This window comes from Shewanella seohaensis, assembly GCF_023283775.1.
In the GTDB taxonomy this organism is placed as follows: domain Bacteria; phylum Pseudomonadota; class Gammaproteobacteria; order Enterobacterales; family Shewanellaceae; genus Shewanella; species Shewanella seohaensis.
Window position 1 is genome coordinate 100271 of sequence record NZ_JAKILE010000014.1, and the last position, 25743, is coordinate 126013.

The following is a 25743-nucleotide window of genomic DNA, read 5'->3' on the forward strand; positions in this document are numbered from 1 at the left end:
GTTAACACTCTACATTTATATAAGCATCGTTTTGATAGTAATAACTGACAGCATGAATTAAGTCATGCAAGGTAGCATTTGGCAGCTGTTGCACTAAGTTAGCCTTGATGATTTGTAAATCGGCAATGCTCAAAACGTATTGATAGCCTTGGTTTTGCGGGTAGAGAGGCTCATCCTGTTGGTAGCGCTCCTCTTCAAGCTCATCGTCAATGATTAACACCGACATTGTAGGACTTAATGGTTGATCTAGGGCTTTGTACATATCCAAGTGCCACGAAAAAGAACCAAGTTGAGATAATAGGGTTTCCAAGGTTAATGTTAATCGCATGAAATATCCTTTTGAGCGAGCATCATTTACATCATTAGGGCGAGTTAATTAGGGTTAAGGATTCAATAGATCCAGCATGAATTCGGTTAACGAAAATGATGAGAAAATAAACAGTAAATTAATCAAGGCCCGCATAACCCAAGGTAATGCGCCGTAGGAAAGGCCATATTTATTTGAGGCAATCACGATAATTCCCATGATGCCAAACCAGGGGGTAAAAAAGAACATGGCTTGCCATTTAATCAGAGCGATGGCGAGATCATGTAGCGCACCGCTGACCAAAAAGGTGACAAGTACGGCGAGCCACATGGGCAGAAACTGACTGCTAGGACGCATGACATTACGTGATAAATAATAACCCCAAATCGGATTCCAATAATGCCAAAAAATGGGGAATGACTTAGCGCCAAGGGCGCGGGATAGCATATTCCTCATCGAGTGATTGGCACCCAGTGGCACACCATTTCGCTTTTTCACATATTGTGACAAAGTTAATGTCGTTTGCATGGTTAACCTCTATGCTCCACGCTTACCTTCATAGTGAGTGATCTGCAGTCTGTTTTGCTATCTAAAATATACCGTTATCAATATTGATTACAGCACTGCATCAGGCAAGCAGTAAGTTATGCTTTTATCTGCCATAGCATAACAGGTTTGGTCACTTTTTTCGGGGGACGGCCTAATGAAGATACCTGGGTTGCCATTAACACGAATCAGCTGCGATTGATTATCCTGTTTCATAAAAATGGTACCTCCATTTTCGAGCGAGACATCAACTAGGTATTCGCTCATATTGGCGCAAATCGCGATATCACAGGATTCAGATCGTTCTTCCTGCCCATTAATAACGAGGCATTGTGAAGTCACCTCATCACAACCAGCCCATGAGGCGGGGTTAAAAGCCAACAATAGTAAAAAACCAGAAAGGTATTTCATTGAATCATCCAGTCGCGTTATAAACCTTCATCCGTGGCAAGGAGCACCAATCTTTTAAAGCGGGGTTTCGACTGGCCGCCAAACTTCGCAATATTCTCGCATAGAACTATGTGCATGTTGAATTCGGCGCAGGACTGAAACTATTGGTATTATTAGTCGGGCTTAATTACACTGCGGCTTTACGGAGTCAGGCTCCTTAATAATTGTTTACGACTTAAGCCACAGTCCGCCATCTCTGAACCGTATTATGTTAACCCTATTAAAGGACCTCGCACGCCCTTGAATCATTCCCGACGCCCAGCGATGCGGCAAGCCAAACTTCAGCAATCCAATCTGCAGTCGAGCGACGCTCAACGTCCAATGAGCCGATTGGCGAGTGAAGTGCTGCGCGCTTTTGCCAGCGATGGGGTGCTCGCTAAACATATTCAAGGGTTTAGTGCGCGTCAGAGTCAGGTTGAAATGGCACAAATCATCAGTGAAGCGATTGCCAGTAAGGGCAATGCACTGATTGAAGCGGGAACTGGGGTCGGTAAAACCTTCGCGTATTTAATTCCGGCCATCTTAAGTGGCAAGCAAGTGATCGTGAGTACGGGCAGTAAAAACCTGCAGGAGCAATTGTTTTTAAAGGATTTACCCGCGTTGACATCTATGCTTGGGATTGCGCCCAAGCTTGCGTTATTAAAAGGCCGTAATAACTATTTATGCCAGCATCGACTCGATAGGCAGATGCAGGAGGCCAGCCATATTGAGGCGCGCTTATTGGATGATTTACTCAAAATCAATCAATGGGCGGGTATGAGTAAAGATGGCGATATCGGTGGCTTAACCTCTGTTGCCGAAAACTCACCCGCGCTTCCCTTAGTGGTCAGTACCAAAGAGACCTGTCTTGGCCAGCGCTGTGAATTTTATGATGCCTGCTTTACCCGCAAGGCCCGCAGCCGCGCCATGGAGGCAAAAATCATTGTGGTGAATCATCACTTATTCTTTGCCGACAGCGTGTTAAAGGATACGGGGTTTGCCGAGCTGTTGCCCGATCCCGATGTTGTGATCTTCGATGAGGCGCATTTGTTGCCAGACATCTGCGTCAGTTACTTTGGGCAGCAATCGTCGAGTCGCACCATCGATGATTATCTGCAAAAGTTATTGCAGATTTATCAAACTGAGCTCAGCGACACGGGACAGATTGCTCAATTTTGTCAGCGCTGTTTAACCAAGTTAAGTGATTGGCATAATGCGTTATTTTCGAGCGGTGAGTCGGACTGGCGGATGCAACTTGGCAATAAATCCATCGCCTTAGCCTCTTGGGATTTATTGGCTGAATTAACCGCACTGCAAAAGCTGTTACTTGTGCACGTTGGGCGCAGTGAATTATTGGATGATATTGCGGTAAAGCTGACTGAGCTTAATCATAAACTGAATCAATTTTTTAATTGTGATAACCCGCAGGCGGCGTACAGCGTTGAGTTTGGTAGCCGATTTGTCATGCTACGAATGTCACCCATCAATATTGCCCGCGAGTGCCAGCAGTTATTTGTGGCCAATACTAGCTGGATTTTTACCTCGGCGACCTTGCAAGTGAACCGCAGCCTAGGGCATTTTGCACAGGAGCTTGGGATAAGCGATGCCAAGGCGCATATTTTAGACAGTCCCTTCGATTATCCGCGTCAGGCGTTATTTTGTGTGCCTAGGCAACTGGGAAATGTGGCGAATCAGCAGCAAGCGCTTAAGCAGTTAGTCGATGTGTGTGTCAAAGCGATTGAGGCGGCGCAGGGGCGAACCTTTATTCTGTTTACCAGCCATAAAATGCTCGAGCAAACCGCAATGGCATTGCGCACACGAACTCAATATCCACTCTTGGTGCAAGGGCAGGCGGGCAAGCAGAGTCTGCTGACCAAGTTTCGCCAACTGGGGAATGCGGTATTACTGGGGACGAGCAGTTTTTGGGAAGGGGTGGACGTGCGCGGCAAGTTATTAAGCTGCGTGATAATCGATAAGCTGCCCTTTGTGTCACCCGATGAGCCGCTTTACCGTGCCCGCGCCGACAATATTAGCCGTCAGGGCGGCGATCCTTTTACTCAAGTGTCATTACCTCAGGCGATTATTGCGCTCAAACAAGGGGTTGGACGTTTGATCCGTGACGAAAAGGACTGCGGCGTACTCATTCTTTGTGATAATCGGATTGTGAATCGCGCCTACGGACAGGCATTTTTAAACTCCCTGCCGCCGATGGCGCGTACGCGAGATTTAGACCAAGCCCTGCAATTTTTAAGGAAAATCCCTTAATCGCCTAGTGATCTAATTCGTCACGCTGGCCGAACAACGGATGAAAAAGGCCTGCAGTTGCAGGCCGTTAAGGATTAAAAGCTTGCCGTTACCCCAGCATAGACGCTGCGGCTCTTTTGAATGTAATCCAAATCGGTGGCAATTTGATCGCGTTCGGCGTCCGTCAAGTTAGTTACTCCTAGTTTGACCCTAAACATTGGGTTTATTTGATAATTAACGCCGATATCTAATGAGCCATAACCATCAGACTTGACCTTAGTTCGCAGATATTGTTCACCCGTGTAGTGGTAGGCGATAAAGGTGGATAATCCCTCCAGCGCTTGCCATTGCAGTTTGAGGTTGTAGCTATCTTCGGGTGTTAGGGTAAAAGGCGCGCCATTTTGCTTATCCTTGGCATCGGTTTTACTGTAGTTGCCACTCAGGCTTAAGCTGTCGGTTAAGTCGTACCATGCCTGCAATTCCCAACCGGTAATCTTAGCTTCATTAACGTTTTGATAAGTGAGTACCGCGCCTGGGGTTCTGTCCCAGGTTTCGGTGATGATTTTGTTTTCCACATCATTGCGGAAATAGGTGACTGAACCGCCAAAATCGTCCGCTTGATATTGGGTCGATAGCTCGTAGTTGACCGAGGTTTCGGGTTGTAAGTCGCCATTACCGGCCACAGAGCAGGCGCCGCGACAGGCTGGGATAATATAATCGGCTTGAGACTGCGACATATTCGGAGCTTTAAAGGCTTTACCCCCACCACCTTTGATCACCCATTCGGAGCTGAGCGGATAAACCAGATACAGACGAGGGCTAAATTCGGTGCCATACACATCGTGGTGATCGACTCGTCCGCCGAGGGTGAGGCTAAGCTCCCCTAAACTGAATTCGTCCTGCAGATATAGCGCCGCTTGGCTATCGTCTAGGGTGCCATCGCCTAAAATATTGCGGCTGTTCTCAAGTTTGGTCCAACGGTATTCGGCGCCGCCAGTGAGCATATGTTCGCCGAGTAACACTGTGGTTTGCCCATCAAGATTATGGTTTGTTTGAGTAATATGGCCGATTTGTGCGATCAGCGCCGAATCATCGGTCACTTCGACATTTTCATAATAATAGCGTAGGCGCGTATCGCCCCAATCCCAACGGCCATTATGGGTAAGGCCTGAACTAATCCGTTCTGCCTGCTGGTTGTTGGTCAGGATAGTGCCATAGTTATTCCAATCGGATTCACGCTCATCGTTGGCGTAACTGATATCAAATTGCAGATCCTGCTGCGTGTCGATTAACCATTGTAGATTGGCTAGGGCGCTGATTTCATCCCTGTCTTCAAGCGCATCTATGGTTGGTTTTAAGTCAGAACGCCATGCATCACGTTTATTGCTGTCCACAATCAAGTTCGCCAGCAGTTTATCTTTAATGAGCGCACCGCTGCTGTAGAAGTTGTATTTAGTGCTATCGCCGCCTTCACCACTGGTTGGCGTGTCGTATTGCACGCCAACACTGGTTTGCCAGCTTTCGGTTGGTTGACGTAGGATGACGTTGACTACACCGCCCAAAGCTTCGGAGCCATAGAGGGACGACATGGGGCCACGGACAAGTTCGATGCGCTCGATGGCTGACATGGGGATAGACGATAGGTCGAAGTCATTGCCATAGTTGGAGGTCAGCGCCTCGCGGGAATTGACACGGCGGCCATTGATTAAGATTAAGGTGTAGTCCGAATCTAGGCCACGAAGGCTGATTTCGTTACGGCCATAGGGCGTCCCTTCGCTGATATTCACCCCCTGTAAATAGCGAACGGCGCTGGCGAGATCGTCAATCACTAAAGCCTCAAGCTCACTGCGATTGATCACCGAAACCGATGCTGGCGCCGAGAGCTCGGAGTGTTTTGTTTGAGTGGCAGTGATGACCATGCGTTCCATCTCGGGCGCATCTTGTGCTTGAGCGAGTGTGGCGGCTGCGCTCAGAGTTAGGGCGATGGCGCAGGTGAGGGCGTTACGGGAAAATCGCGGCAGGCGGGTATCAGGTTGTGCAGGCATTTCATTCTTCCTTGTAAAATTTTGGCGAATGATAATTATTCTTAAATGCGCCAGCAAGTTGCTCTCGCCAAGAATCGTGTAAAGCTAGTGTAAATATTTATATGAATAACAATAGGATATGGTATCAGGTGCGGTTATCTTGTGGGTCGTGATAACAGAATGACTAGCCAATCACCGATACAAACGACTGGCGCTCCAACCCATGAATTTGTCTGGTATCCAGCGCAATAAGACGGTGTTAGAGAAACTTAAAAATCAAATACGCAAGCGTGGGAAAAGGGAAGTGGCCGTTACAAAAGAAATACAGAAGAAAGAAGGGATACACCTATCCCTTCTTCTTGAGTGGGGCGATTAGACTTTTAGGCCAACCATTAGTTGGTCAAGTTGTCCCGCAGTTGCTTGCAGTTCATCACAACCCGACACAGATTGGTTCGCCGATTGCTCGACATCGTGGGATTGATTGCGAATTTCCATCAGATTGGTCGCGATTTCGTTAGCCACGGCAGATTGTTCTTCGGCTGATGTTGCGATCAGTACACTCATTTCGAACACACGGCTGCTGTGGTGGGCAATCGACTCGAGATCTTTACCCGTTTGCAGCACATGTTGCTTACCTTCACTCGCTTGGCTAACGGTGCGCGACATCACTTGGGTGAGGTTACGTGTGCCTTGTTGCAGCGACTCAATCATAGATTTAATTTCTACCGTTGCAGCTTGCGTGCGGCCAGCAAGGGTTCTTACCTCATCGGCAACCACCGCAAAACCTCGGCCCTGTTCGCCTGCACGCGCCGCTTCAATCGCGGCATTGAGGGCGAGTAGGTTAGTCTGCTGCGAAATGGCATTAATGGTCGACACCACTTCATCAATTTTACTGGCGTTTTCATTGAGGACATTCACCGCATCCGAGGCCTCAGAAATTTCATCCGACAGTACATCAATCGCGCTTACTGTGGTTTCAATATCCTTAGAGCCTGCATTCACCTGCTGATTGGCTTCTTGGGTTTCGGCGGAGGATTGCTCGGCGTTACGCGCCACTTCTTTAACCGCGGCGGTCATTTCTTCCATTGCCGTGGCTAAGGAATCGAGATGCTGACGTTGATTGACCGCAAGGGCTTGTCCTTGCTGCGCCGTGCTTCTAAAAGATGAAACCACTTCCCGAATTTTGCTGGTGGATTCAGCGATTTGCTTCACTAGGGTATGTTGACGTTCAACGAGAGTGTCGATGCTGATCGCAAGAATGCTGAACTCATCTTTCACTTCGAAGAAGTTTAATCGGCCAGTCAAATCCCCCGAAGCGGCACGTTTGAGCGCCATGACTGTGGTATAGAGTGCGCCGCCCACAAAGGTGGAAATGTAATAGCTAAAGAGGAAGAGCACGAATAACAGCACCGCCATCACGCTATAAACCAAGAGATTATCGGCAGATAGCAGGGCATCGAGTTGACGCTCGTCCACGGGAATAATGGTTAGCATATTGTGCTCGTTCACTGAGCTTATCGCCCTCTGAGGTGAACTGCTGGTATCGATACCGCCACCGCTGCGTGCAATAGTTTGCGCGCGGCTGTCGGCCTCTGAAATCGTGATAATTCGAACATTCTGCATCCCTTGGCTTAACAGATTAGGGAGATTTTGCTGTTCTTGTTCGGGCAGTTTGTTATAGACCTGCGCCGCGAGTTGATTGATTTTCTGTGACGAGTCCTGAATGCCGTTCAAATGGCTTTCGAGCAGGGTGTCCCTAAACTGAGTATTTAAAAAGACCGCTAATCCCACAATCATAAACATGGGAACTAGGGCGAGAATTGCAAACTTGGTTTTTAAGGTCATGTGGATAAGATATTGATCTATCCAGCGAAATTTAACTTCTTTCATTAGCGCCTCGATAAATTGGGCTGTGACCAAATGGATATCGGTCGGTTTGCCATAGACTTTATGATTTTCTGTTTAGTAAGCAGTTGCTTGTATTATTGTTGTCCAATTGCGGCATTTTTGTTTGTTTTGCAGCAATTTTGGCAAGGTACAAACATAAGTTTACAGTTTAGTTACATGCGTCGCTAGTGGTTAGTGTCCGATGAGTCGTTTGCTGTAAAAATCAGCAAATGTTTTTCCAAGCTGTCAAACTCGAAGGATTTGTTGGGGTAACACATGAATTTGCATGATAAAAACCCCGAATAAACCCTAGTAATATGCCGCTCGCTCGCGTAAAATTTCTCTCCTTTTATTTCGTTATAGCTAGCAAAGCGTCTGGCATTAACGCCCGATAACCTGAGCACCCAAATAGCCTGAAAGTTTGGCGCCCATAGCACTTGTTTATCAAGCGCGACTATGCAGTGGAAGAGAAAATGCAGCAGTTAACTGAGATCGTAGAACAAGCCTTAGTCATTATTGACCAGGCCAGTGATCTAAAAGCACTGGATGATATCCGTGTCGATTACCTGGGTAAGAAGGGTAAGATCACCGACATGATGAAAATGATGGGTAGCTTAAGTCCTGAAGAAAAACCCGCTTTTGGTCAGGCGGTCAATGATGCGAAGCAGGCCATTCAACAGAAATTAACTGAGCGCATCGACGGCCTGAAAAGTGCCGAACTGGAAGCCAAGTTAATCGCCGAGAAGATTGATGTGACGCTACCAGGCCGCACTATCGATATCGGCGGCTTACACCCAGTGACGCGCACCATTGAACGTATCGAAACCTTTTTTGGGGAATTAGGGTTTACGGTAAAACAAGGGCCAGAAATCGAAGATGACTTCCATAACTTCGACGCCTTGAATATCTCTGAGCACCACCCAGCGCGTGCCGACCACGATACGTTCTATTTTAATCCTAAGCTGATGCTGCGTACCCAAACGTCGGGCGTGCAGATCCGTACTATGGAAACTGAAAAGCCGCCATTGCGGATTATTTCACCGGGTCGTGTGTATCGTAACGACTACGACCAAACTCACACGCCAATGTTCCACCAAGTGGAAGGTTTGCTGGTGGATGAAAACGTTAACTTCGCCGAATTAAAAGGCGTGTTACACGACTTCCTGCGTAACTTCTTCGAGGAAGATTTGCAGGTGCGTTTCCGTCCTTCTTATTTCCCATTCACTGAACCTTCAGCCGAAGTAGACGTGATGGGTAAAAACGGCAAATGGTTAGAAGTGTTAGGCTGCGGTATGGTGCACCCGAACGTGCTACGTAGCGTGGGCATCGATCCAGAAAAATACTCTGGTTTTGCTTTTGGTATGGGCGTTGAGCGTTTAACTATGCTGCGTTACGGCGTAAACGATTTACGTGCGTTTTTCGAAAACGACCTGCGTTTCCTGAAGCAATTTAAATAACGGAGCTGTATAGCATGAAATTTAGCGAATCTTGGCTTCGTGAGTGGGTCAATCCTGCCGTTAGCCGTGAAGCATTATCCCACCAGATCACTATGGCTGGCCTCGAAGTCGATGGCGTTGATGCCGTGGCTGCCGAGTTCAACGGCGTTGTGATTGGTGAAGTGGTCGAATGTGGCCAGCATCCAGATGCAGACAAACTGCGCGTGACTAAAGTCAGTGTCGGCAGTGGTGAACTTATCGATATCGTTTGCGGTGCACCTAACTGCCGCCAAGGTCTACGCGTTGCCGTTGCCATGGTTGGCGCTGTATTGCCAGGCGATTTTAAAATTAAAAAGGCTAAGCTGCGTGGTATGCCTTCAGAAGGCATGCTGTGTTCATACAGCGAGCTAGGCATCGACATCGACAGCGATGGCATTATCGAACTGCCATTAGATGCGCCATTAGGCACGGATTTACGTGAGTATCTCCAGCTTGATGATGCTGTGATTGAAGTGGATTTAACCGCTAACCGTGCCGACTGTTTAGGCATGGTGGGTCTGGCACGTGAAGTCGGCGTGTTAAACCGTGCTGCTGTGACTGAGCCACAATGGCAAGCTGTTACGCCAACGATTGATGCCAAAGTGGCTATCAATGTGAAGGAAAACGCAGCTTGCCCACGCTACTTAGGTCGTGTGGTGAAGAATGTGAACGTGAAAGCGGCTACGCCATTATGGATGCAGGAAAAACTGCGTCGCAGCGGTATCCGTTCTATCGATCCTATCGTCGATATCACTAACTTCGTGTTAGTTGAATTCGGTCAACCTATGCATGCCTTCGACCTTGCCAAGCTCACTGGCGATATCCAAGTGCGTTTAGGTAATGGCGAAGAGAAAATTACTCTGCTCGATGGCAGCGAAGTGACCATTCCAAGCGATACCCTAGTGATTGCCGACGATGCACGCCCATTAGCGCTTGCTGGCGTATTTGGTGGCGAATATTCGGGTGTGAGTGACACCACGCAAGACATTCTGCTGGAATGTGCCTTCTTCGCACCGTTAGCGATTATGGGTAAGTCACGCCGTTTAGGTCTGCATACCGATTCATCACACCGTTTCGAACGTGGTGTTGACCCTGAGATGCAGCATAAGGTTATGGACCGTGCGACTCGCTTAGTGCTGGATATTTGCGGCGGTGAAGCGGGTCCTGTGGTTGAAGCCAAATCTGACGCTGACTTACCAAAGCCTGCGCAAATTCTATTGCGTCGCAGTAAGTTAGATAAAATTCTGGGTCACCATGTTCCCGATAGCGACGTGGTTGAAATCCTCGAACGTTTAGGTTTTGGCGTCGTTGCAGCTGAGGGTAGCTGGCAGGTTACCACCGCGACTTACCGCTTCGATATGGCGATTGAAGAAGACTTAATCGAAGAAGTCGCCCGTATCTACGGTTACAACAACATTCCAAACGTTGCGCCTGTGGCGTCACTGCGGATGTCAGACCATAAAGAAACCGACTTAAGCCTCAAGCGCGTACGTTCGCTGTTAGTGGCCCGTGGTTTCCAAGAAGCTGTGACTTACAGTTTCGTCGATCCTAAGCTGCAAAATCTGGTTCACCCAGGTGAGCAAGCCATGGTGTTACCGAACCCGATTTCTAGTGAAATGTCGGCCATGCGTTTGTCGATGTTCACAGGATTATTGACTGCGGTTGGCTACAACCAAAGTCGTCAACAGGGTCGTGTGAGACTTTTTGAAACTGGCCTTCGCTTTGTTCCTGATATTAATGCAGAATCAGGTGTAAGACAGCAAGCTATGCTCGGTTGCGTCATAACTGGCCTCCAAAATGACGAACATTGGGCTATGGAATCGAAAACTGTTGATTTTTTCGACCTTAAAGGCGATTTAGAAGCAATTATCGGCTTGACAGTTTCCGCATCAGAATTTAGCTTTAGAGTAGCGACGCATTCTGCTCTTCATCCAGGGCAATGTGCTGAAATATTGAGAAATGATCGAGTGATCGGTCATATAGGTGCTATCCATCCTAGTTTGGAGAAGCCTTTTGGACTCAATGGTAAAACCATCGTTTTTGAGTTGGAATTGGATGCTTTATTGCATACCAGTTTACCGCTAGCCCAAGCTGTATCTAAGTTCCCGGCTAATCGTCGTGACATCGCAGTAGTCGTAGATGAAAGTGTATCTGCAGGCGATGTAATGAAATTGATAAGAAAAGTTGGCGAAAATCAGTTGGTTGGCATAAACTTGTTCGATGTATACTTAGGTAAAGGTGTTGAGCCCGGCAAGAAGAGCTTGGCGATAGCACTTACATTACAAGACACTACTCGTACACTTGAGGAAAAAGAGATCGCTGAGACAGTAGATTCAGTTGTTTCTGCCCTGAAGACCGAGTTCAACGCATCGTTGAGGGATTAAAGTATGGCACTTACCAAAGCCGAAATGGCAGAACATCTTTTTGAAACACTAGGCATTAACAAGCGTGTCGCCAAAGAGATGGTTGAGTCGTTCTTTGAAGAAATTCGAGGCGCACTTGAAAGTGGTGAGCAGGTCAAGTTATCTGGCTTTGGCAACTTTGACCTTAGGGATAAGAATCAAAGACCGGGAAGGAACCCAAAAACAGGCGAGGATATCCCGATTTCCGCTCGCCGTGTCGTGACCTTCCGTCCCGGCCAGAAACTGAAAACTCGCGTAGAAGCTGCTAACGCGGGCAAGTAATTTCTTAAAGTTTGATAGGAAAGCCACTCCATCGCGAGTGGCTTTCCTATTTTCTTCCTATGTGAATTCAGTCTTTTACTGTCTGAGGTGATTTCTTTGTCAAGACAGCCCAAACATTTTGACCGACGTTTTCAACTGGCCTTATTGCACCCTAAATATTGGGTCACGTGGTTGGCGATCGGCCTATTAGTGATTTTTGGGATCATGCCCGCGTGGCTGCGTGATCCTATCGCCAGAACCTTGGCCAAACTGGTGGCGCCTATTGCGAAAAAGCCGATAGGCATTGCCAGAGCGAACTTAAAGGCGTGTTTCCCTGAAAAATCCGCCGCAGAGATTGAAGCCTTAATCGATGAGAACGTGCAGAACTTCGTCTTAGTGCTGTTATCTCAAGGTGAGCTGTTGGTACGCTCAAAGGCGCATTTACGCCGCCGTGTGAATCTTATGGGCTTTGAGCATGTTCAAGCGGCACAAGCGGAAGGGCAGCCTGTGATATTTATCATGCCCCATGTGTGGCCCATCGATTATGCGGGACTGAGGTTAAACCTCGACTTGCCCATGGTGACTATGGCAAAGGCCCATAAAAACGCGCTATTTAACTGGTTTAATAATAGGGTACGTAGCAGTGGCGGTGGCCATGTTTATATGCGAGAGGCGGGGATCCGCGCCTTGTTGGCCGAATTGAAGCAGAACAATAGCTTTTTCTACCTGCCCGATGAAGATTTAGGCCCAGATCAGAGCGTGTTTACCCCGTTTTTAGGCACAGTTAAAGCGACATTACCCGTGGTTGGCCGCTTAGCTCAGGCGGGAAATGCCCAAGTGCTACCAGTAAAAATTGGCTATAACCAAGCTTCACGCCAGTTTGATTTAACTGTGATGCCCGCCATTGCCTCCGAAGACATGGTCGGTAAAGAAAACGAAGCGTTGGCGCTGAATAAAGCGGTTGAGCAAGTGATCCTCGCTTACCCTGAGCAATATATGTGGTTCTTAAGACTGCTTAAGACCCGTCCCGAAGGGCAAGCTTCGATTTATCAATAGCGACTTGTCCATAGTGAAAGTCGCGGCTCGCAGACCAATAAAATGGGCTTTAAGTGGAATACTTAAAGCCCATTTTTTATCAAGTGCAGATGCTTAAGTAAGAGGCTTACAGCCACTCAGTGCTCGTCCTCTTGCTCCATTTCGAGCTGCATCAGCAGCATATCTTCGCCATCTAAAACCCGCGTATGGTAGCTGTGACAAGCAGGGCAGACGATAGAGCGCTCAGTAAGCTCAGACTCTTGGTGGCAATCCAAACAGGCAATCACTAAGGATTGCAGTGTCATCCGCAGTTCAGCATCACGGCAGATCCCATCGAGTTTAAAGGTCTCAAAAGCGGTCTCAAGCAAGGCGGGCTCGACCCCGCTCATCACCCCGAGTTTGATATCGACGCGGGTGATTTTATTGGCTCGATTGGCCTTAGCATGTTGCTCGCATTGCTCAATCAAGGCGCTGACGATGGAATATTCGTGCATTAACAAATCCTTGGCAGCAGTTCACCCTGGGGCAGGTCTAAGTAACGTTTGGTATTCCATGGCGTTCTTAAGATCACTTTTCCTGGAAGTTCGTCGCTGACGGTGCCGATGATCGCCGCCTGCTCGCAATGACCAAAGCGCTGCATGATTTCTAAGGCGCCTAGGGCGATATCGTTAGGGACCGCCAAGATAAAGGTGCCTTCATTGGCTAAATCCATGGCCTCAAAGCCATAGAGTTCGCACAAGCCTTTGACTTCATCGCAAACCGGAATACTGGCCTCATTGACGGTAATCCCGACATTGGCGGCCGCCGCCCACTCGTTTAACACGGCAGAGAGCCCGCCACGGGTCGCATCACGCATCGCATGAATGGGAATATTCGCCGCAATAAGCTGCTCAACCACGGGCCAAAGAGTGGCACAATCGCTTTGTAAAGCCGATTCGAGGGTCAGACCTTCGCGCGCCATCAGAATCGCGGCGCCATGGCAACCCACATCGCGGGAGACAATGATTGCATCCCCCGGTGCGACATTTGCCGCCGAGATATTCGGACGTAAAATGCGCCCAACGCCTGAGGTATTGATAAACAAGCCATCGGCACAGCCCTTAGGCACGACTTTAGTATCGCCACAGACGATTCTGGCGCCGCTCTGTTTAAGCTCCTTGGCCATGCTGCGCACAATAGTGGTTAACTGATTGAGCGAAAAGCCTTCTTCGATGATCACGCTGCAACTTAAATACTGTGGCTCGGCGCCCATCATGGCAAGATCATTCACAGTGCCGGCGATCGCCAACTTGCCAATATCTCCGCCGGCAAAAAACAGCGGTGATACGGTAAAGGAATCTGTGGTAAAGGCGGTCGCGCCTTGCAATTCAAGCTTGGCCGCATCTTCTTCGCTACGCAGGATCGGGTTATCGAACTCTGCAAAAAACAGTTCGCGAATGAGTTTATTCATCTCTTTGCCGCCACCACCGTGGCTGAGTTGAATCGCTTTATCTTTGGGTTGGAAATCAGCCATGGTGTGGCTCCTTGCTATCTATACCTTGATAGCGGTAATACGCATTACACGCGCCTTCGGAGCTAACCATACAGCTACCGAGAGGAGTTTCGGGATTGCAGCCGCGGCCAAAGACTTTACAGTCCTTAGGTTTGGCGAGCCCGCGAAGAATATCGCCGCATTGGCAAGCCTTATGATCGTCAATCTCTTTGACGGGTAATCTGTCCTTAAAGTACTTCTCGGCGTCCCTGTGGGCGTATTCGGGTCTTAACTCAAGCGCCGAGTTGGGAATGGGCCCAAGCCCGCGCCAACGAAATTGCGGCCGAGTCTGGAAAAATTGATCCACCTTGGCCTGAGCGGCAAGATTGCCTTCCTCTGATACGGCGCGGCTGTATTGGATATCTAATAGCGCCGTTCCCGCCACCTTTTGCCGTACGATACGCAGGATGGATTCCATCACATCGACGGGTTCGAACCCCGATACCACCACAGGCGTGCCGTATTGCTCGACGGCGGGGCGATAGATTTTGGCCCCACTGATCACACTGACATGGGCAGGGCCAATAAAGGCGTTTACTCTGGCTTTAGGGTCGTGCATCACAGCATCAATTGCGGGTGGTACTAAGACGTGGTTGATATGAAACAACAAATTAGCCAGCTTTTCCTGCTCAGCCAGTTGTAGCAGCACAGCGGTCATTGGGGTCGAGGTTTCAAAGCCAATGGCGAAAAACACCACGGTTTTATCGGGATTGTCGCGGGCGATTTTGAGCGTGTCTAAAGGGTCATAGATAGGGCGAATATCACAGCCCTTGGCCCTGAAACTGGCAAGTGAGCCTTGGGAGCCGGGGACGCGGATCATATCCCCCAGGGTCACTAAAATCACATTCTCTTGCTGGGCGAGCACTGCGGCTTGGTCAATTCGCTCCTTGGGCATCACGCACACTGGGCAGCCGGGACCGTGGATAAATTCAATATTTTCTGGCAATAAATCCAGTAAGCCGTATTTCATGATGGTGTGGGTATGGCCGCCACAGACCTCCATGATATTAATAGGCTCTTTAAGCGTGCGGGCGCATTTAGCGATATCCTCCGCAAACGAGGCTATAGTATCGGGGTCGCGAAAGCCTTGATAAAGTTGTTTTAGGTCAAGCATCTTCAGTCCTTGCGCAGTTTTTGGCTGTTATTTGTTATCACTTTTACTGCGGTGATTACTTAATGCGTGGTCTCAGCTTCAAGTTTTGAAACTATCTCTTTATATAATTCAAGGCTTTGTAGTGCATCATTGCGATCAATTTTATTCATCACAAAACCAATATGGATAAGCACATAGTCACCAATGGCTAAAGGCTCAGTCATTAAATGACTGCTCACATCGCGCCTGACACCTAGCGTATCGACGGTGACCGATTGACGCTCGTTATCGACGGCCACCACTTGGGAGGGAATAGACAGGCACATTATTGTGGCTCTCCCGAAGCGTGGTGAAGGTTGTTGTTCAGCCATGCAACGACGGCTCGCATGGAATCGCCATCCTTAATCGAGACTTCCAAAATCTGTGTGTCGGGGTTGAGCTTCTTAAGTTGGGCTTTGGCCTCGTCGACGCTGAAATCGAAGTAGGGCAAGAGGTCACATTTGGTGATGAGCACAAGATCGGCGCGGCGGAACATGACGGGATATTTCTCAATCTTATCATCGCCTTCGGGAACCGAGAGCAGCACGATATTTTTATGGGTGCCGACATCGTAACTGGCGGGGCAGACGAGGTTTCCCACGTTTTCGACAAAACAAATATCTAAGCCTTCGAGTGGCAAGTGATGTAAAGCGCCGTGCACCATAAAGGCGTCGAGGTGGCAGGCGCTGCCAGTTTGAATTTGATGGGCCTGAATGCCTTTGGCGATTAAGCGGTCGGCATCGCGGGAGGTCTCTAAATCCCCTTCAATGACGGCGTAGTTGAGGGCGGTGTACTCTTTTAAGTGTTCGAGCAAGGTGGTTTTGCCACTGCCTGGGCTACTCATTAAATTGAAGGCGGTGATATTGTGCGCCTCAAAATGCGCGCGGTTATGGGCGGCTTCAACATCGTTTTTATCGAGAATTTTATGGATCACCGACAAGGTTTTTTTATCGTTAAGCTGAGGATTTGTGTGCAATTCCTGATGGTGATGCAGATGGCCGTGATCATGGGAATGGCGGGGTAAGGAGCAGCCGCAGTCTTTACACATCTTATATTTCTCCTTGTCCTAGGCAAAATGCCTCTTTGGGCGGTATTAGCCTGACAATATGCTGATGCTATTAAATAGGGTTAATTTGATTACGCTAATGTTAAGTGTGATACAAATCGGCTGTGGATTCTTTGATGTTCGTCAGGTTTATTTGGATAAACAAAGGCCAAAGAAAATTTCTTTGGCCAGTGGGGATAATGCGTTTGCGTGGCTTAGCGTTGAAGGATGTTGATTTTGTTGCTGCTCGCGGGGGTTAAGATAACGGGAACCGATTTTGAGGTCGGGGTGTAGGAGCCCACGCCCACACTGTCGATGGCGACTAAGGGATTAGTCTCGGGGTAATAGGCGGCGATATTGCCCTTGGGGATCTCGTAATAAATCACCATAAAGTCATATACTTTGCGTAATTTTCCATCGTTAGTGAGCGATTGGATATCGACTAACTGGCCGTCGCTAAACCCCTGCGCTTTGGCATCATCACTGTTCATAAACAGCACATTGCGCTTGCCCTTAATGCCGCGGTATCTGTCATCCATGCCGTAGATGGTGGTGTTGTATTGATCGTGTGAGCGCAGACTCTGCAGCAGTAACACTGGCAGCGTACTGGTCAAGGCCTGACTCGAACAATCGGCGATGATGGAGTCGGGTAAAGCACAGGCGTTAAATTCAGCCTTGTGGCTTTGAGTATGCCAGTCGAGCTGCGCGGCATTATTGGTTAAATGGAATCCCGCAGGGACGTTAATTTTTTGATTGTAGTCTTCAAAACCTGCAATGGTTTGCTCAATCAAATCGCGGATCAGGTTGTAATCATCCCTTAGGGCTAACCAGTCAATTGACTTGGCACTGGTTGCATTCATTGAGGATGGTTTCACAGCCAAGGTGGCATGTGCCATGCGCGCCACAATATCAATTTCCGACAGGCAGAGTGGCGATACCGCATCGTTCATCCCAGTTGAGGCGTGCACCATGCTAAAGGTATCTTCGACGGTGATTTTTTGAATGCCGTGTTTTTGCTTATCGAGTTCGGTGCGGCCAAGGCAAGGTAAGATCAGCGCATCTTTGCCGACCTGTAAGTGACTACGATTGAGCTTAGTGCTTATTTGCACATTTAAGCGCGCTTTTCCCATGGCGTTATAGGTAAAAGCGCTGTCTGGCGCGGCGGCGGCGAGGTTTCCACCGAGGCAGATAAGTACTTTGCTTTGCTCACTATCTAGGGCCTTTAAGGCTTCAACCACGTTATGACCCGCGGCGCGGGGTAATTGGCAGCCCAAATACTGCTCTAAACGGTCAATAAACTCGGCTTTGGGTTTTTCGTTAATACCCATTGTGCGGTTACCCTGCACATTGCTGTGACCGCGCACTGGGCAAAGCCCTGAGCCTGCTTTGCCAATTTGGCCGCAGAGCAGATGCAGGTTGATGATTTCACGGATGGTATCGACCGAATGTTTATGCTGAGTGATGCCCATGGCCCAGCAGCTGATCACCGTCTTACTTTGGCTAAAGACTGTGGCGGCTTGAATAATATCGGCCTTGGACAAGCCCGATTGGGCTTCTATCTGTTGCCAGTCGGTATGACGGACGCTCTGCTCATAGTCTGCGAAAAACGCACTGTGGGTGGCGATAAACTCCCGGTCGATACACTTTGAGTTCGACTCAAGAATATGCTTTGCCATGCCGCGAATGGCCGCCATATCGCCGCCAAGTAGCGGCGTCAGGTATTGATGACTAATGGTGGTCGCAGCGGGAGTTAATAACTCAGTTGGACTTTGCGGGCTGGCGAATCGCTCCAGCGCCACTTCTTTTAAGTTATTGAAGGTGACAATTTTACAACCCTGTCTGGCGGCTTTACGTAGGGCATTCATCATCCGAGGATGGTTGGTGCCGGGATTTTGCCCGAAGACAAAAATCGCTTCGGCCGCATCGAAATCGCTTAAGACGACTGTGCCTTTACCGACACCAATGGCTTGGTTGAGTGCAACGCCGCTGGCCTCGTGGCACATATTCGAACAATCGGGGAAGTTATTGGTGCCATACAGTCGGCCAAACAATTGATAGAGATAGGAGGCCTCGTTGCTGGCGCGGCCCGAGGTGTAAAACTCCACTTGATTGGGATCGCTAAGGCCATTGAGCGTATCAGCAATCAGCTGAAAGGCATCATCCCAGCTGATGGGTTCATAGTGATCGGTCGCGGCGTTATAACGCATAGGTTCGGCCAAGCGGCCCTGATATTCGAGCCAATAGTCGGTCTGCTTAGCTAACTGGCGCACCGAATACTCGGCGAAAAAGTTGCGGTCAACAATCTTGCCCGTCGACTCCCACGCCACGGCTTTGGCGCCATTTTCGCAAAACTGAAAAGCACCAGCCTTGTTATCGCCCCAGGCACAACCCGGGCAGTCAAAGCCATCGGTTTGGTTTACCCTGAGCAGATTTTTGATATTTTGCTGGGTCTTTTGGCTACGCAGCACATGCTTTAAGGTCGATTGCAGTGAGGGGAAGCCGCCGGCTTTGGTCGGTTTTTCAATATGAACAGGCATAAAATTCTCCGCGATTGCATTGGGATGCAATGCTTTCATCAAATATGGAGTAGTGGATTGGCGGATCAAACTTAGGAATATGGACAAGATTAAGCTGGTATTTCAGCGCCAGTTTTACCGCGAGCTGGCTCGGTGACGCGAGACTAATCAAATGGTTGGCTCCATAACGCACCGCCTTTTGGATTAACTCGCTGCTGCAGCGACTGGTCATCAGCATAGCCTTGGCGCTGCGTTTTTGCCGCAGCAGCGCGCCAATAAGCTTATCTAACGCATTGTGACGACCGATATCTTCACGACACTCAAGGATATTCCCAGCCTCATCTAAGGCAAAAGCCGCATGGATAGCGCCGCTGCGCTGCGCCTTAAGCTGATGTGTATGTATTTGCTGTTTGAGGCTGTCGACATGCTCAAGCACTAAGGGAGCGCAGGCGGGTAATGGCGGTAAATCTGGTAGGGCATGACCTAGGGCTTCCACACCGCAGATCCCACAGCCAGTTGCGCCAACGAGCCGTCTTTTGCGTTGTTTAAGGGCGATGAAACAACGATTGGCTAAGGTGACATCGAGCATTACCCCGTCTTGGACGGGAGTGATATCAATCTCATGCACATCTTGGTCTTGGCTGATAATGCCTTCGGCGAATAAGAAGCCAATCACAAAATCCTCAAAGTGATCGGGCGTTATCATCATCACCGCATAGCTGATGCCATTGAGGTTGATGGCGGCTGCGACCTCTTCAACCAGATGCGAGTAACGGGTGTTAGGCTGTTGAGCCGCGTTTGGGCTGTGTTGAGATCCAGGGCAGAGCCTTGGATCATTCGCCGAATCGAGTGGGTGAGTTAGCACGCATTTCAACCTGAAATTGGATGTTGATCACATTCTAGGGAGGGTTTACGCGCTAGGCCAATCAAACTATTTTATGGATTGATAGAAGATTTCTATTAAACTATGGATACCAATAGGGTTTGATTTTTCAGATTTGTCTAAAGCACTGTATCTAACTATGTCGAAAACACTATGAATATTCGCCACCTGCATTATTTCCAACAACTCGCACAATTACAGCATTTTGCCAAAGCGGCGAACGCCTGCCATGTGACGCAACCGACACTCTCCGCGGGGATAAGCGCCCTTGAAAAAAGCGTAGGCACAGAGCTTGTGGTGCGGGGGAGCCAGTTTGTGGCGCTCACGGATGCGGGACAGATCATGCTGCAATACGCCGAGAGAATGTTGCAGGAACAGGCAGCGTTAAAGCAGGAGTTGAGTCTGTTTCGCGGCCAGCTCACGGGTTCGTTACGGATTGGCATAGTGCCGCAATCGAGTATCGACATCATGCCGTTGATTAAGCTGTTTAATCAGGCTTATCCCAATATCAGCATCAAGTTATCTGTAATGACCAATGGGCAATTGATTGAAAATCTTAGTTTGCATAAAACCGATATCGGACTTGGGTTTGACGAACAACTCACCGAGGCTAATCGGCGTAGCTTCGTGTTTTATCCGCAGCGGGCCAATCAAATGGCGCTGTTGTCCTGTGATTCGGTTGATGGCAGTGCAAGCAAATCCTTGTCTTTAGCGGACATAGGTACGCGTCCCTTAGTGCTGCTGAGTCAAAATATGCAGTTTAGAAAATACATAGATAATGCGATGGCGCAGGCGGGGATTGATTTTAATTTGGTGCTGGAAACCGACTCATTATTTCACTTAATCGGCGCGGTAAAGCATGGTTTAGGCAGTGCTATTGTCAGCCGCGGTATTGCCGAATCGGTGGCGCAACTCTTTGGGATCCCGTATCAGCTGTTAGACGGTGTCAGTTCAGGGCAAACGGTCTTTATGACCCGTAAGCACAGCATTACGCCCGCAATGAAAGCCTTTATGAACCAGCTTGAGTCTTAAACCATCATTTGTCGTTGCCCGCGCTTTGATGGATACCATACCAAAGCTGCCCGAGGGCGATACCGCCATCGTTGACGGGAATATGTTTGTTGGGCAGCACGGTATTGCCCTGTTGGTGCAGTTTACTGAGGCAATATTCGAGCAAATATTGGTTTTGAAACACGCCGCCGCACAGCACTACAGGCAGGGCAGGATAGCGCGCAGCATAACCACAAACGGCATCCCCCATACTATGTAAAAAGGCGCGGGCTAACTGCGCTTGCAGAACGTCAGTGAGCGGCGCTTCGGTGATCAGCGTGATTATCTGCTTAAAGAGCTGGCTACTTCGCCAGATATGCGGTTCGTGCATCGAGCTGTCACTGGGCATATCCGAGATTTCCAAGGGCAAGTCGAGCATCAGCGTCGGCAGTTGTTTGGAGTCGGCCCGTCTTGCCGCTGCTTCAATTAACATGCCCGCTTGGCCTTCAAATTGGGTGGTGTCGATAAAGCCTAAGGCGCAGGCGAGGGCATCGAACAAGCGTCCCACCGAGGAGCTATTAATCCCATGACCGTTTTGCCAGATCCGATGCAGATTGCTTAAGGTGATGGGGCTTAAGGTTGTCAGAATCGGCAACTTAAGGGCTTGCACTTCCTCGAGACTCATCTGCTGAAACAGCAGTGCCAGCAGCAATCGCACAGGTTGCTTAATTGCCTGTTCTCCACCGAGCAGGGAAATTGCCTCGAAATGGGCAAGCCGCTCGGCGCCGTTAAGGGTGGTCAGTAAGACTTCACCGCCCCAGAGGCTGCCATCGTTTCCAAGCCCTGTGCCATCGAAACTAAAGCCTAATACTGGCTCTTGATATTGATTGATGGCCATCACGCTGAGCACATGGGCATGGTGATGCTGCACACTTAAGGTTTGGATAGGCTGTGTGTCTTGGCTTTGTGTATCCAGGCTGTGCTGTTGCTGCGTCTCTGCCCAGCGCGATGGTGCGTAGTCTGGGTGCTTATCGTGGACAATCAGCTCGGGGCTGAAATGATACAGACGGGCGAAGGTCGCTAAGGTGCGCTCGAAATACTGCTCAGCGCTGATACTAAAGAGATCGCCAATATGCGGGCTTAAAAACACATTCGAGCCAAAACCTAACGCAATGGCATTTTTTTGTTGGGCGCCCACGGCAAGAATGGAGTGACTCAGCGGCTTGGGTAATGGGAAGCTTAAGGGCGCATATCCCCGCGCTAAACGCAGCACTTGCACCTGTGGTGCACAGCCATTTGGCGGTTGGATAAGTTGCACCACGCTGTCATCACAGCCGTTGAGGATGGGACGGTTGTGATCGACTATGGCATCCACCACATGGCCTAGTTGACTGATAAGCTCATCACAATCGGTGATAATCGGCTCGCCAGAGACATTCGCACTGGTCGCAACCAGTGGGCCATTAAATTGCCCGAGCAGTAAATGATGCAGCGGTGTGTAGGGCAAAAATATCCCGAGTTTTGGGATATTAGGAGCAATCTGATGGCTCAGATTGTGTTTATCCAGCGCCTGCATCAGTACGATGGGCCGCTCCTGCGAACTTAAGGTTTGCCACTCTGCCTGTGTACCCGTTACATAGCGTTTTGCCACTTCGATGCTCGGCATCATCACCGCTAGCGGCTTGGCTTTTCGTTGCTTGCGTTGCCTTAATTGATTGACGGCTAAAGTGTTGGTTGCATCGCACATTAAGTGGAAGCCACCTAAACCCTTTATCGCAAGAATCTGCCCTTGAGCCAGTTTCTCGGCCGCCGCCGACAATACTGCAAGGCTGTTATCTTGCAAAGCGGACAAGGAATTAGGTGCAAGTAACTCGCCCTGAGGCGATTTTAAACTCAATTGAGGACCACACTTAGGGCAACTCACAGGCTGAGCGTGGTATCTGCGATTTAGCGGATCTTGATAAGCCTTGGCGCAGTCGGGACACATAGCGAAATCCGCCATAGCGGTATGATGGCGATCGTAGGGTAAGGCATTGATAATGGTGTATCTTGGTCCGCAGTTAGTGCAATTGGTAAAGGCATAGCCAAAGTGGCGATCCTGCGGGTTATGCATATCGCCTAAGCAATCCTGACAGGTACTCTTGTCGGCCGATACGGCAACCAGCGCTGCAAAGTTATGCTCACCAGATTCATCACTTTGGCTATCACTTTGAATAATATCGAAGCTAGTCTCTTCAAGGTTTACCGCTAACGGACTCTGGGTAATCTGATCGATGCGCGCCAGCGGCGGCGGATTGGTGGTTAACTCACGCACAAAGCTATACAACTGAGCGGTGGGGCCTTGCAGCTCAATCATCACGCCATTGGCATTATTTAGCACTGTGCCGGTTAATTTAAGCTCACTCGCCCAGCGGTAAACAAAGGGGCGAAAGCCCACGCCTTGCACTATGCCCGTGATATGCAGCTGGCGGCGCTCGAGTTGATCGGTTTGATTAGTGGGTGAGGTGGTTTTTTTCAATCTCGGTATTCTTCGCTTATCTGGCGGCATCTGCATGGAAGATAAAACATTTTATCCTCCATGCGTTAGCGCTATCTGAATGTAAGGCTAGCGGTGAGCGGGTGTTGTTAAAGGCTATTTAACTGCCGCTGCTTTACATAGAGCGCGCCTACGGCCAGGTTGTCGCCCTCTAAATCTAGACTGCGATTGACTAATAGCGGGAAGTTTTTCCCGAGCCGCAGGCTAATACGCTTACAGAGGGTTTCGTTAGCTAACTCATTGCCCGCTAAAGCAATGTTGTGTACACCGATATTTAAGTCAATGTGTTCCAGCCAATTAGCGAGGTAGTCGGCGAGGGAATCCTGCATTGCAAAGGCCAGTTGACTCGGATCGCTGTGCCCTGCAACGCGAAAACTCAGCAGCGTGCCTAGGGTTTTACACCAATTCAGGCTGCGGTGGGCCTCACCTTTGGTGAGGGGATAATCGATGCGCGGCGCATTCGCACCATGGTAACGCATGGCGGCGGCGAGCAGTGCATCGCTCAAATAGGCTTGCGATTGGGTTTCTTCCTGCGGATTTAGGCCAATCAATACTGCAGCAATCGCCCACAGACTCTGAAGATTATCGCGTCTACCGTTAAGTTTTAGGCTCAGCAGCTTTAAGTAGTCTTCTGGAAACAAGCTCTTAAATTTTTGCGCGACGGCTTTTTGTGGACTGCTGTCGAGGCAATGGAAAATCTCGTAACCATTGTCGGGCAGTTCGGGCAGGGCGAAAAACAGTGAGGTGTCTCCCTTATTGTCGCAGGTAACGATTTGCCCAGTGTGGTGATGGCTTAAGTAAATCACCGCCGCATTTTTAGCCTGCTTATGGGTCGTAAATTTACCATTAAGCAGCGCTGCAAACAGGACTGCATCCGCTATGGTATGGTCTTCCTCATTCGCTACATATTCAGCTGTATTGGCCTCATTTGGCATGGCCTGCACAGTCAATAAACCTTGGTGTGAACGGGTTTTCTTATTGGCTTGCCATTTGGCCTTAAAGCCTAAAAAGTGGATGTCTTCCCGCAGAGGCTCCGGCGCACTGAATTGCTTAATGGTTTGCGGCGCTGTACTTTCGGTTGTGTGGCTGCCTAACTGAGCCCAAGCGCCATCGACCCAGGCTAGCGCTGGCCTCTGGTGCGCCCCCTCAAGATACACCCAATCGATACCTTTTTGCCGCAGGATTTCACTCAGCACTAACACCACTCGGCTGTAACCAAAGCAGATATCGTAGAGTGGTGCGGGCAGCTTTTGATTATCTTGGGTTGGTCTGACACACATCAGCGGTTTTTCGATACTGGATAGGGCGAGGACTTGATTATCCTTCAGGCAAAAATGCGCGTTGAGGGTATTGGGATTACAAATAAGCAGTTGCGGTCTGGACGCTGTTGTATGGGCAAAGGGCGTTAGGCTTAATTGCACGCCTTCGCTGGCTAAATCTAGTGAGCCTTGGCTGATAAGCTGCGCGGCCATCGCCTTGAGATCGGACAGCGTTAACGCCTTTTGAGCACTGGTTAAGCGCTTTTCACCGTGGCAGCAAGTACAGGTTAAATCGAGCTGACCAAATTGCGCCGCCTGATTATCACCAAATCGGGGATAACACTGCTGGCAAAATGCCGCGACCGATTGCACGTCAAGCGCTCCCGCAGTGGATGGGACGGTCAATAATGTCCGTTGTCCCTGCGGCGCCTCAATCGCATGAATGCCTGAGTCGACCAGCCAGACTGAAATTAAAAAGTCGGCGGCGATCGCCTCGGCTAATTGTTCCAGCTGCGTTTGTTCGCCTTGGGCCTCAATAAAATAAGTGTGCGAACCAAAATCCTGCTGGCTGTCGCAGCCGATGCTGATATTGAGCGCATCGTAATTTAGGTATTGATTACATAAATGCGCATACAAAGGCACCTGACGCGAGCAGGTAAACTCAAATCTGATGTGTTTCATCTTCTATATTTTCACCAGTAGTGACGCCACGTTTGTAAGAATTGGGGATCAGCGAATCGATACTATGCTCGGCAATGCGTGTCGCGGTGAACCCGAGGGAGGCTAAGTGGGTTAACAGGGTTTGTTCCATCAAGGGGACGGCGGCGGCCACCTTAGTGGTCAGTCCCAGTGTCATCGGTTCTAACACGGTAGGGGTGACGCCTAACACAAAGGTTTTGGGTCTGTCGCCCACCATTTCCATCATATTGAGGGTTTGCAGCATTTCGACTTCATGGGCACTGCCTTGCCAGTCGATTTCCTGCGGGGCTTTATCAAAATCGAAGAAATACACTTGGCCAGCCTCGACGCCGTTGGCATTGACGGTATCGACTACGATCAAATAATCGTATTGGCAAATAATCGGAATGAGTCCCTGGGCTAAGGTGCCGCCATCGAGCATCTCCAGCTGGTGGGACTCGTGTGTGAACTGATAATTCTCAGCGATGTAATTGACAAAATGTACGCCGATGCCTTCATCGGCGTACAGGACATTGCCAATACCCAGTAGCAATATCTTCATT

Annotated in this window: 21 protein-coding genes; 6 read left to right on the top strand and 15 right to left on the bottom strand. The window is 49.3% G+C overall.

Annotated elements, in window-relative coordinates; translation table 11 throughout:
* Position 1 precedes the first annotated feature (1 nt).
* The 3 genes from L2713_RS16045 to L2713_RS16055 all read right to left on the bottom strand — a co-directional run bounded on the left by L2713_RS16045 (position 2) and on the right by L2713_RS16055 (position 1264).
* A complete protein-coding gene (locus L2713_RS16045) occupies positions 2–328 on the bottom strand; it encodes a DUF7716 domain-containing protein (protein WP_248968561.1) in 327 nt (108 codons plus the stop codon).
* Between the two features lie 54 nt (positions 329–382).
* Positions 383–835, bottom strand: a complete 453-nt coding sequence (locus tag L2713_RS16050) for an acyltransferase (protein WP_248968562.1) — start codon at positions 833–835, stop codon at positions 383–385.
* Between the two features lie 87 nt (positions 836–922).
* The gene (locus L2713_RS16055) at positions 923–1264 is read right to left on the bottom strand and encodes a hypothetical protein (RefSeq protein ID WP_248968563.1); all 342 of its coding nucleotides are present in this window, start codon (positions 1262–1264) and stop codon (positions 923–925) included.
* Positions 1265–1624: 360 nt separating this feature from the next.
* On the opposite strand from L2713_RS16055, the gene yoaA reads away from it, so the two are divergent.
* Complete coding sequence (gene yoaA / locus L2713_RS16060; RefSeq protein WP_487250719.1) at positions 1625–3547, top strand: DNA repair helicase YoaA; 1923 nt, start codon at positions 1625–1627, stop codon at positions 3545–3547.
* Between the two features lie 74 nt (positions 3548–3621).
* On the opposite strand, the gene L2713_RS16065 is transcribed toward yoaA, so the two are convergent.
* Both L2713_RS16065 and L2713_RS16070 read right to left on the bottom strand, forming a co-directional pair.
* The gene (locus L2713_RS16065; protein ID WP_248968564.1) at positions 3622–5571 is read right to left on the bottom strand and encodes a TonB-dependent receptor domain-containing protein; all 1950 of its coding nucleotides are present in this window, start codon (positions 5569–5571) and stop codon (positions 3622–3624) included.
* A 351-nt stretch (positions 5572–5922) separates the two neighbouring features.
* Entirely contained in the window at positions 5923–7440 is a 1518-nt protein-coding gene (locus tag L2713_RS16070) for a methyl-accepting chemotaxis protein (RefSeq protein WP_248968565.1), read from the bottom strand.
* 470 nt (positions 7441–7910) lie between these two features.
* Between L2713_RS16070 and pheS the strand changes: the two genes are divergently transcribed.
* The 4 genes from pheS to lpxM all read left to right on the top strand — a co-directional run bounded on the left by pheS (position 7911) and on the right by lpxM (position 12631).
* The gene (gene pheS, locus L2713_RS16075) at positions 7911–8894 is read left to right on the top strand and encodes a phenylalanine--tRNA ligase subunit alpha (protein ID WP_041413005.1); all 984 of its coding nucleotides are present in this window, start codon (positions 7911–7913) and stop codon (positions 8892–8894) included.
* Between the two features lie 14 nt (positions 8895–8908).
* Positions 8909–11296 (top strand): phenylalanine--tRNA ligase subunit beta, encoded by a 2388-nt coding sequence (pheT, locus tag L2713_RS16080; RefSeq protein WP_248968566.1) that lies wholly within the window; start codon positions 8909–8911, stop codon positions 11294–11296.
* A 3-nt stretch (positions 11297–11299) separates the two neighbouring features.
* Complete coding sequence (gene ihfA / locus L2713_RS16085) at positions 11300–11596, top strand: integration host factor subunit alpha (protein WP_011716870.1); 297 nt, start codon at positions 11300–11302, stop codon at positions 11594–11596.
* Between the two features lie 96 nt (positions 11597–11692).
* The gene (lpxM, locus tag L2713_RS16090) at positions 11693–12631 is read left to right on the top strand and encodes a lauroyl-Kdo(2)-lipid IV(A) myristoyltransferase (protein WP_248968567.1); all 939 of its coding nucleotides are present in this window, start codon (positions 11693–11695) and stop codon (positions 12629–12631) included.
* A gap of 116 nt (positions 12632–12747) precedes the next feature.
* Here the strand turns inward: lpxM and hypA are convergent, their stop codons facing one another.
* The 7 genes from hypA to fdhD all read right to left on the bottom strand — a co-directional run bounded on the left by hypA (position 12748) and on the right by fdhD (position 19699).
* Positions 12748–13104 (bottom strand): hydrogenase/urease nickel incorporation protein HypA, encoded by a 357-nt coding sequence (gene hypA, locus L2713_RS16095; protein ID WP_248968568.1) that lies wholly within the window; start codon positions 13102–13104, stop codon positions 12748–12750.
* Positions 13104–14123: a hydrogenase expression/formation protein HypE gene (hypE, locus tag L2713_RS16100; RefSeq protein ID WP_011626302.1), complete on the bottom strand. Its 1020-nt coding sequence runs from the start codon at positions 14121–14123 to the stop codon at positions 13104–13106. The genes hypA and hypE overlap by 1 nt, the downstream gene beginning before the upstream one ends.
* The gene (gene hypD, locus L2713_RS16105; protein WP_011622585.1) at positions 14116–15255 is read right to left on the bottom strand and encodes a hydrogenase formation protein HypD; all 1140 of its coding nucleotides are present in this window, start codon (positions 15253–15255) and stop codon (positions 14116–14118) included. Before hypD ends, hypE begins: the two co-directional genes overlap by 8 nt.
* Before the next feature lie 59 nt (positions 15256–15314).
* Positions 15315–15560, bottom strand: a complete 246-nt coding sequence (locus L2713_RS16110) for a HypC/HybG/HupF family hydrogenase formation chaperone (RefSeq protein ID WP_089067914.1) — start codon at positions 15558–15560, stop codon at positions 15315–15317.
* Positions 15560–16321, bottom strand: a complete 762-nt coding sequence (hypB, locus tag L2713_RS16115; RefSeq protein WP_248968569.1) for a hydrogenase nickel incorporation protein HypB — start codon at positions 16319–16321, stop codon at positions 15560–15562. The genes L2713_RS16110 and hypB overlap by 1 nt, the downstream gene beginning before the upstream one ends.
* A 212-nt stretch (positions 16322–16533) precedes the next feature.
* The gene (locus tag L2713_RS16120; protein WP_248968570.1) at positions 16534–18855 is read right to left on the bottom strand and encodes an FdhF/YdeP family oxidoreductase; all 2322 of its coding nucleotides are present in this window, start codon (positions 18853–18855) and stop codon (positions 16534–16536) included.
* The gene (gene fdhD, locus L2713_RS16125) at positions 18839–19699 is read right to left on the bottom strand and encodes a formate dehydrogenase accessory sulfurtransferase FdhD (protein ID WP_248968571.1); all 861 of its coding nucleotides are present in this window, start codon (positions 19697–19699) and stop codon (positions 18839–18841) included. The genes L2713_RS16120 and fdhD overlap by 17 nt, the downstream gene beginning before the upstream one ends.
* Positions 19700–19870: 171 nt before the next feature.
* On the opposite strand from fdhD, the gene L2713_RS16130 reads away from it, so the two are divergent.
* The gene (locus tag L2713_RS16130) at positions 19871–20749 is read left to right on the top strand and encodes a LysR family transcriptional regulator (RefSeq protein ID WP_109285904.1); all 879 of its coding nucleotides are present in this window, start codon (positions 19871–19873) and stop codon (positions 20747–20749) included.
* Between the two features lie 4 nt (positions 20750–20753).
* Here L2713_RS16130 and hypF read toward each other — a convergent pair whose 3' ends face one another.
* From hypF to L2713_RS16145, 3 genes are all read right to left on the bottom strand, one after another.
* Positions 20754–23261 carry a carbamoyltransferase HypF gene (hypF, locus tag L2713_RS16135; protein ID WP_248968572.1) on the bottom strand — a complete coding sequence of 836 codons (2508 nt, stop codon included), beginning with the start codon at positions 23259–23261 and terminating at the stop codon, positions 20754–20756.
* Positions 23262–23332: 71 nt separating this feature from the next.
* Positions 23333–25183: a Kae1-like domain-containing protein gene (locus L2713_RS16140; protein WP_248968573.1), complete on the bottom strand. Its 1851-nt coding sequence runs from the start codon at positions 25181–25183 to the stop codon at positions 23333–23335.
* A complete protein-coding gene (locus tag L2713_RS16145; RefSeq protein ID WP_248968574.1) occupies positions 25164–25742 on the bottom strand; it encodes a HyaD/HybD family hydrogenase maturation endopeptidase in 579 nt (192 codons plus the stop codon). The genes L2713_RS16140 and L2713_RS16145 overlap by 20 nt, the downstream gene beginning before the upstream one ends.
* Position 25743: the final 1 nt, after the last annotated feature.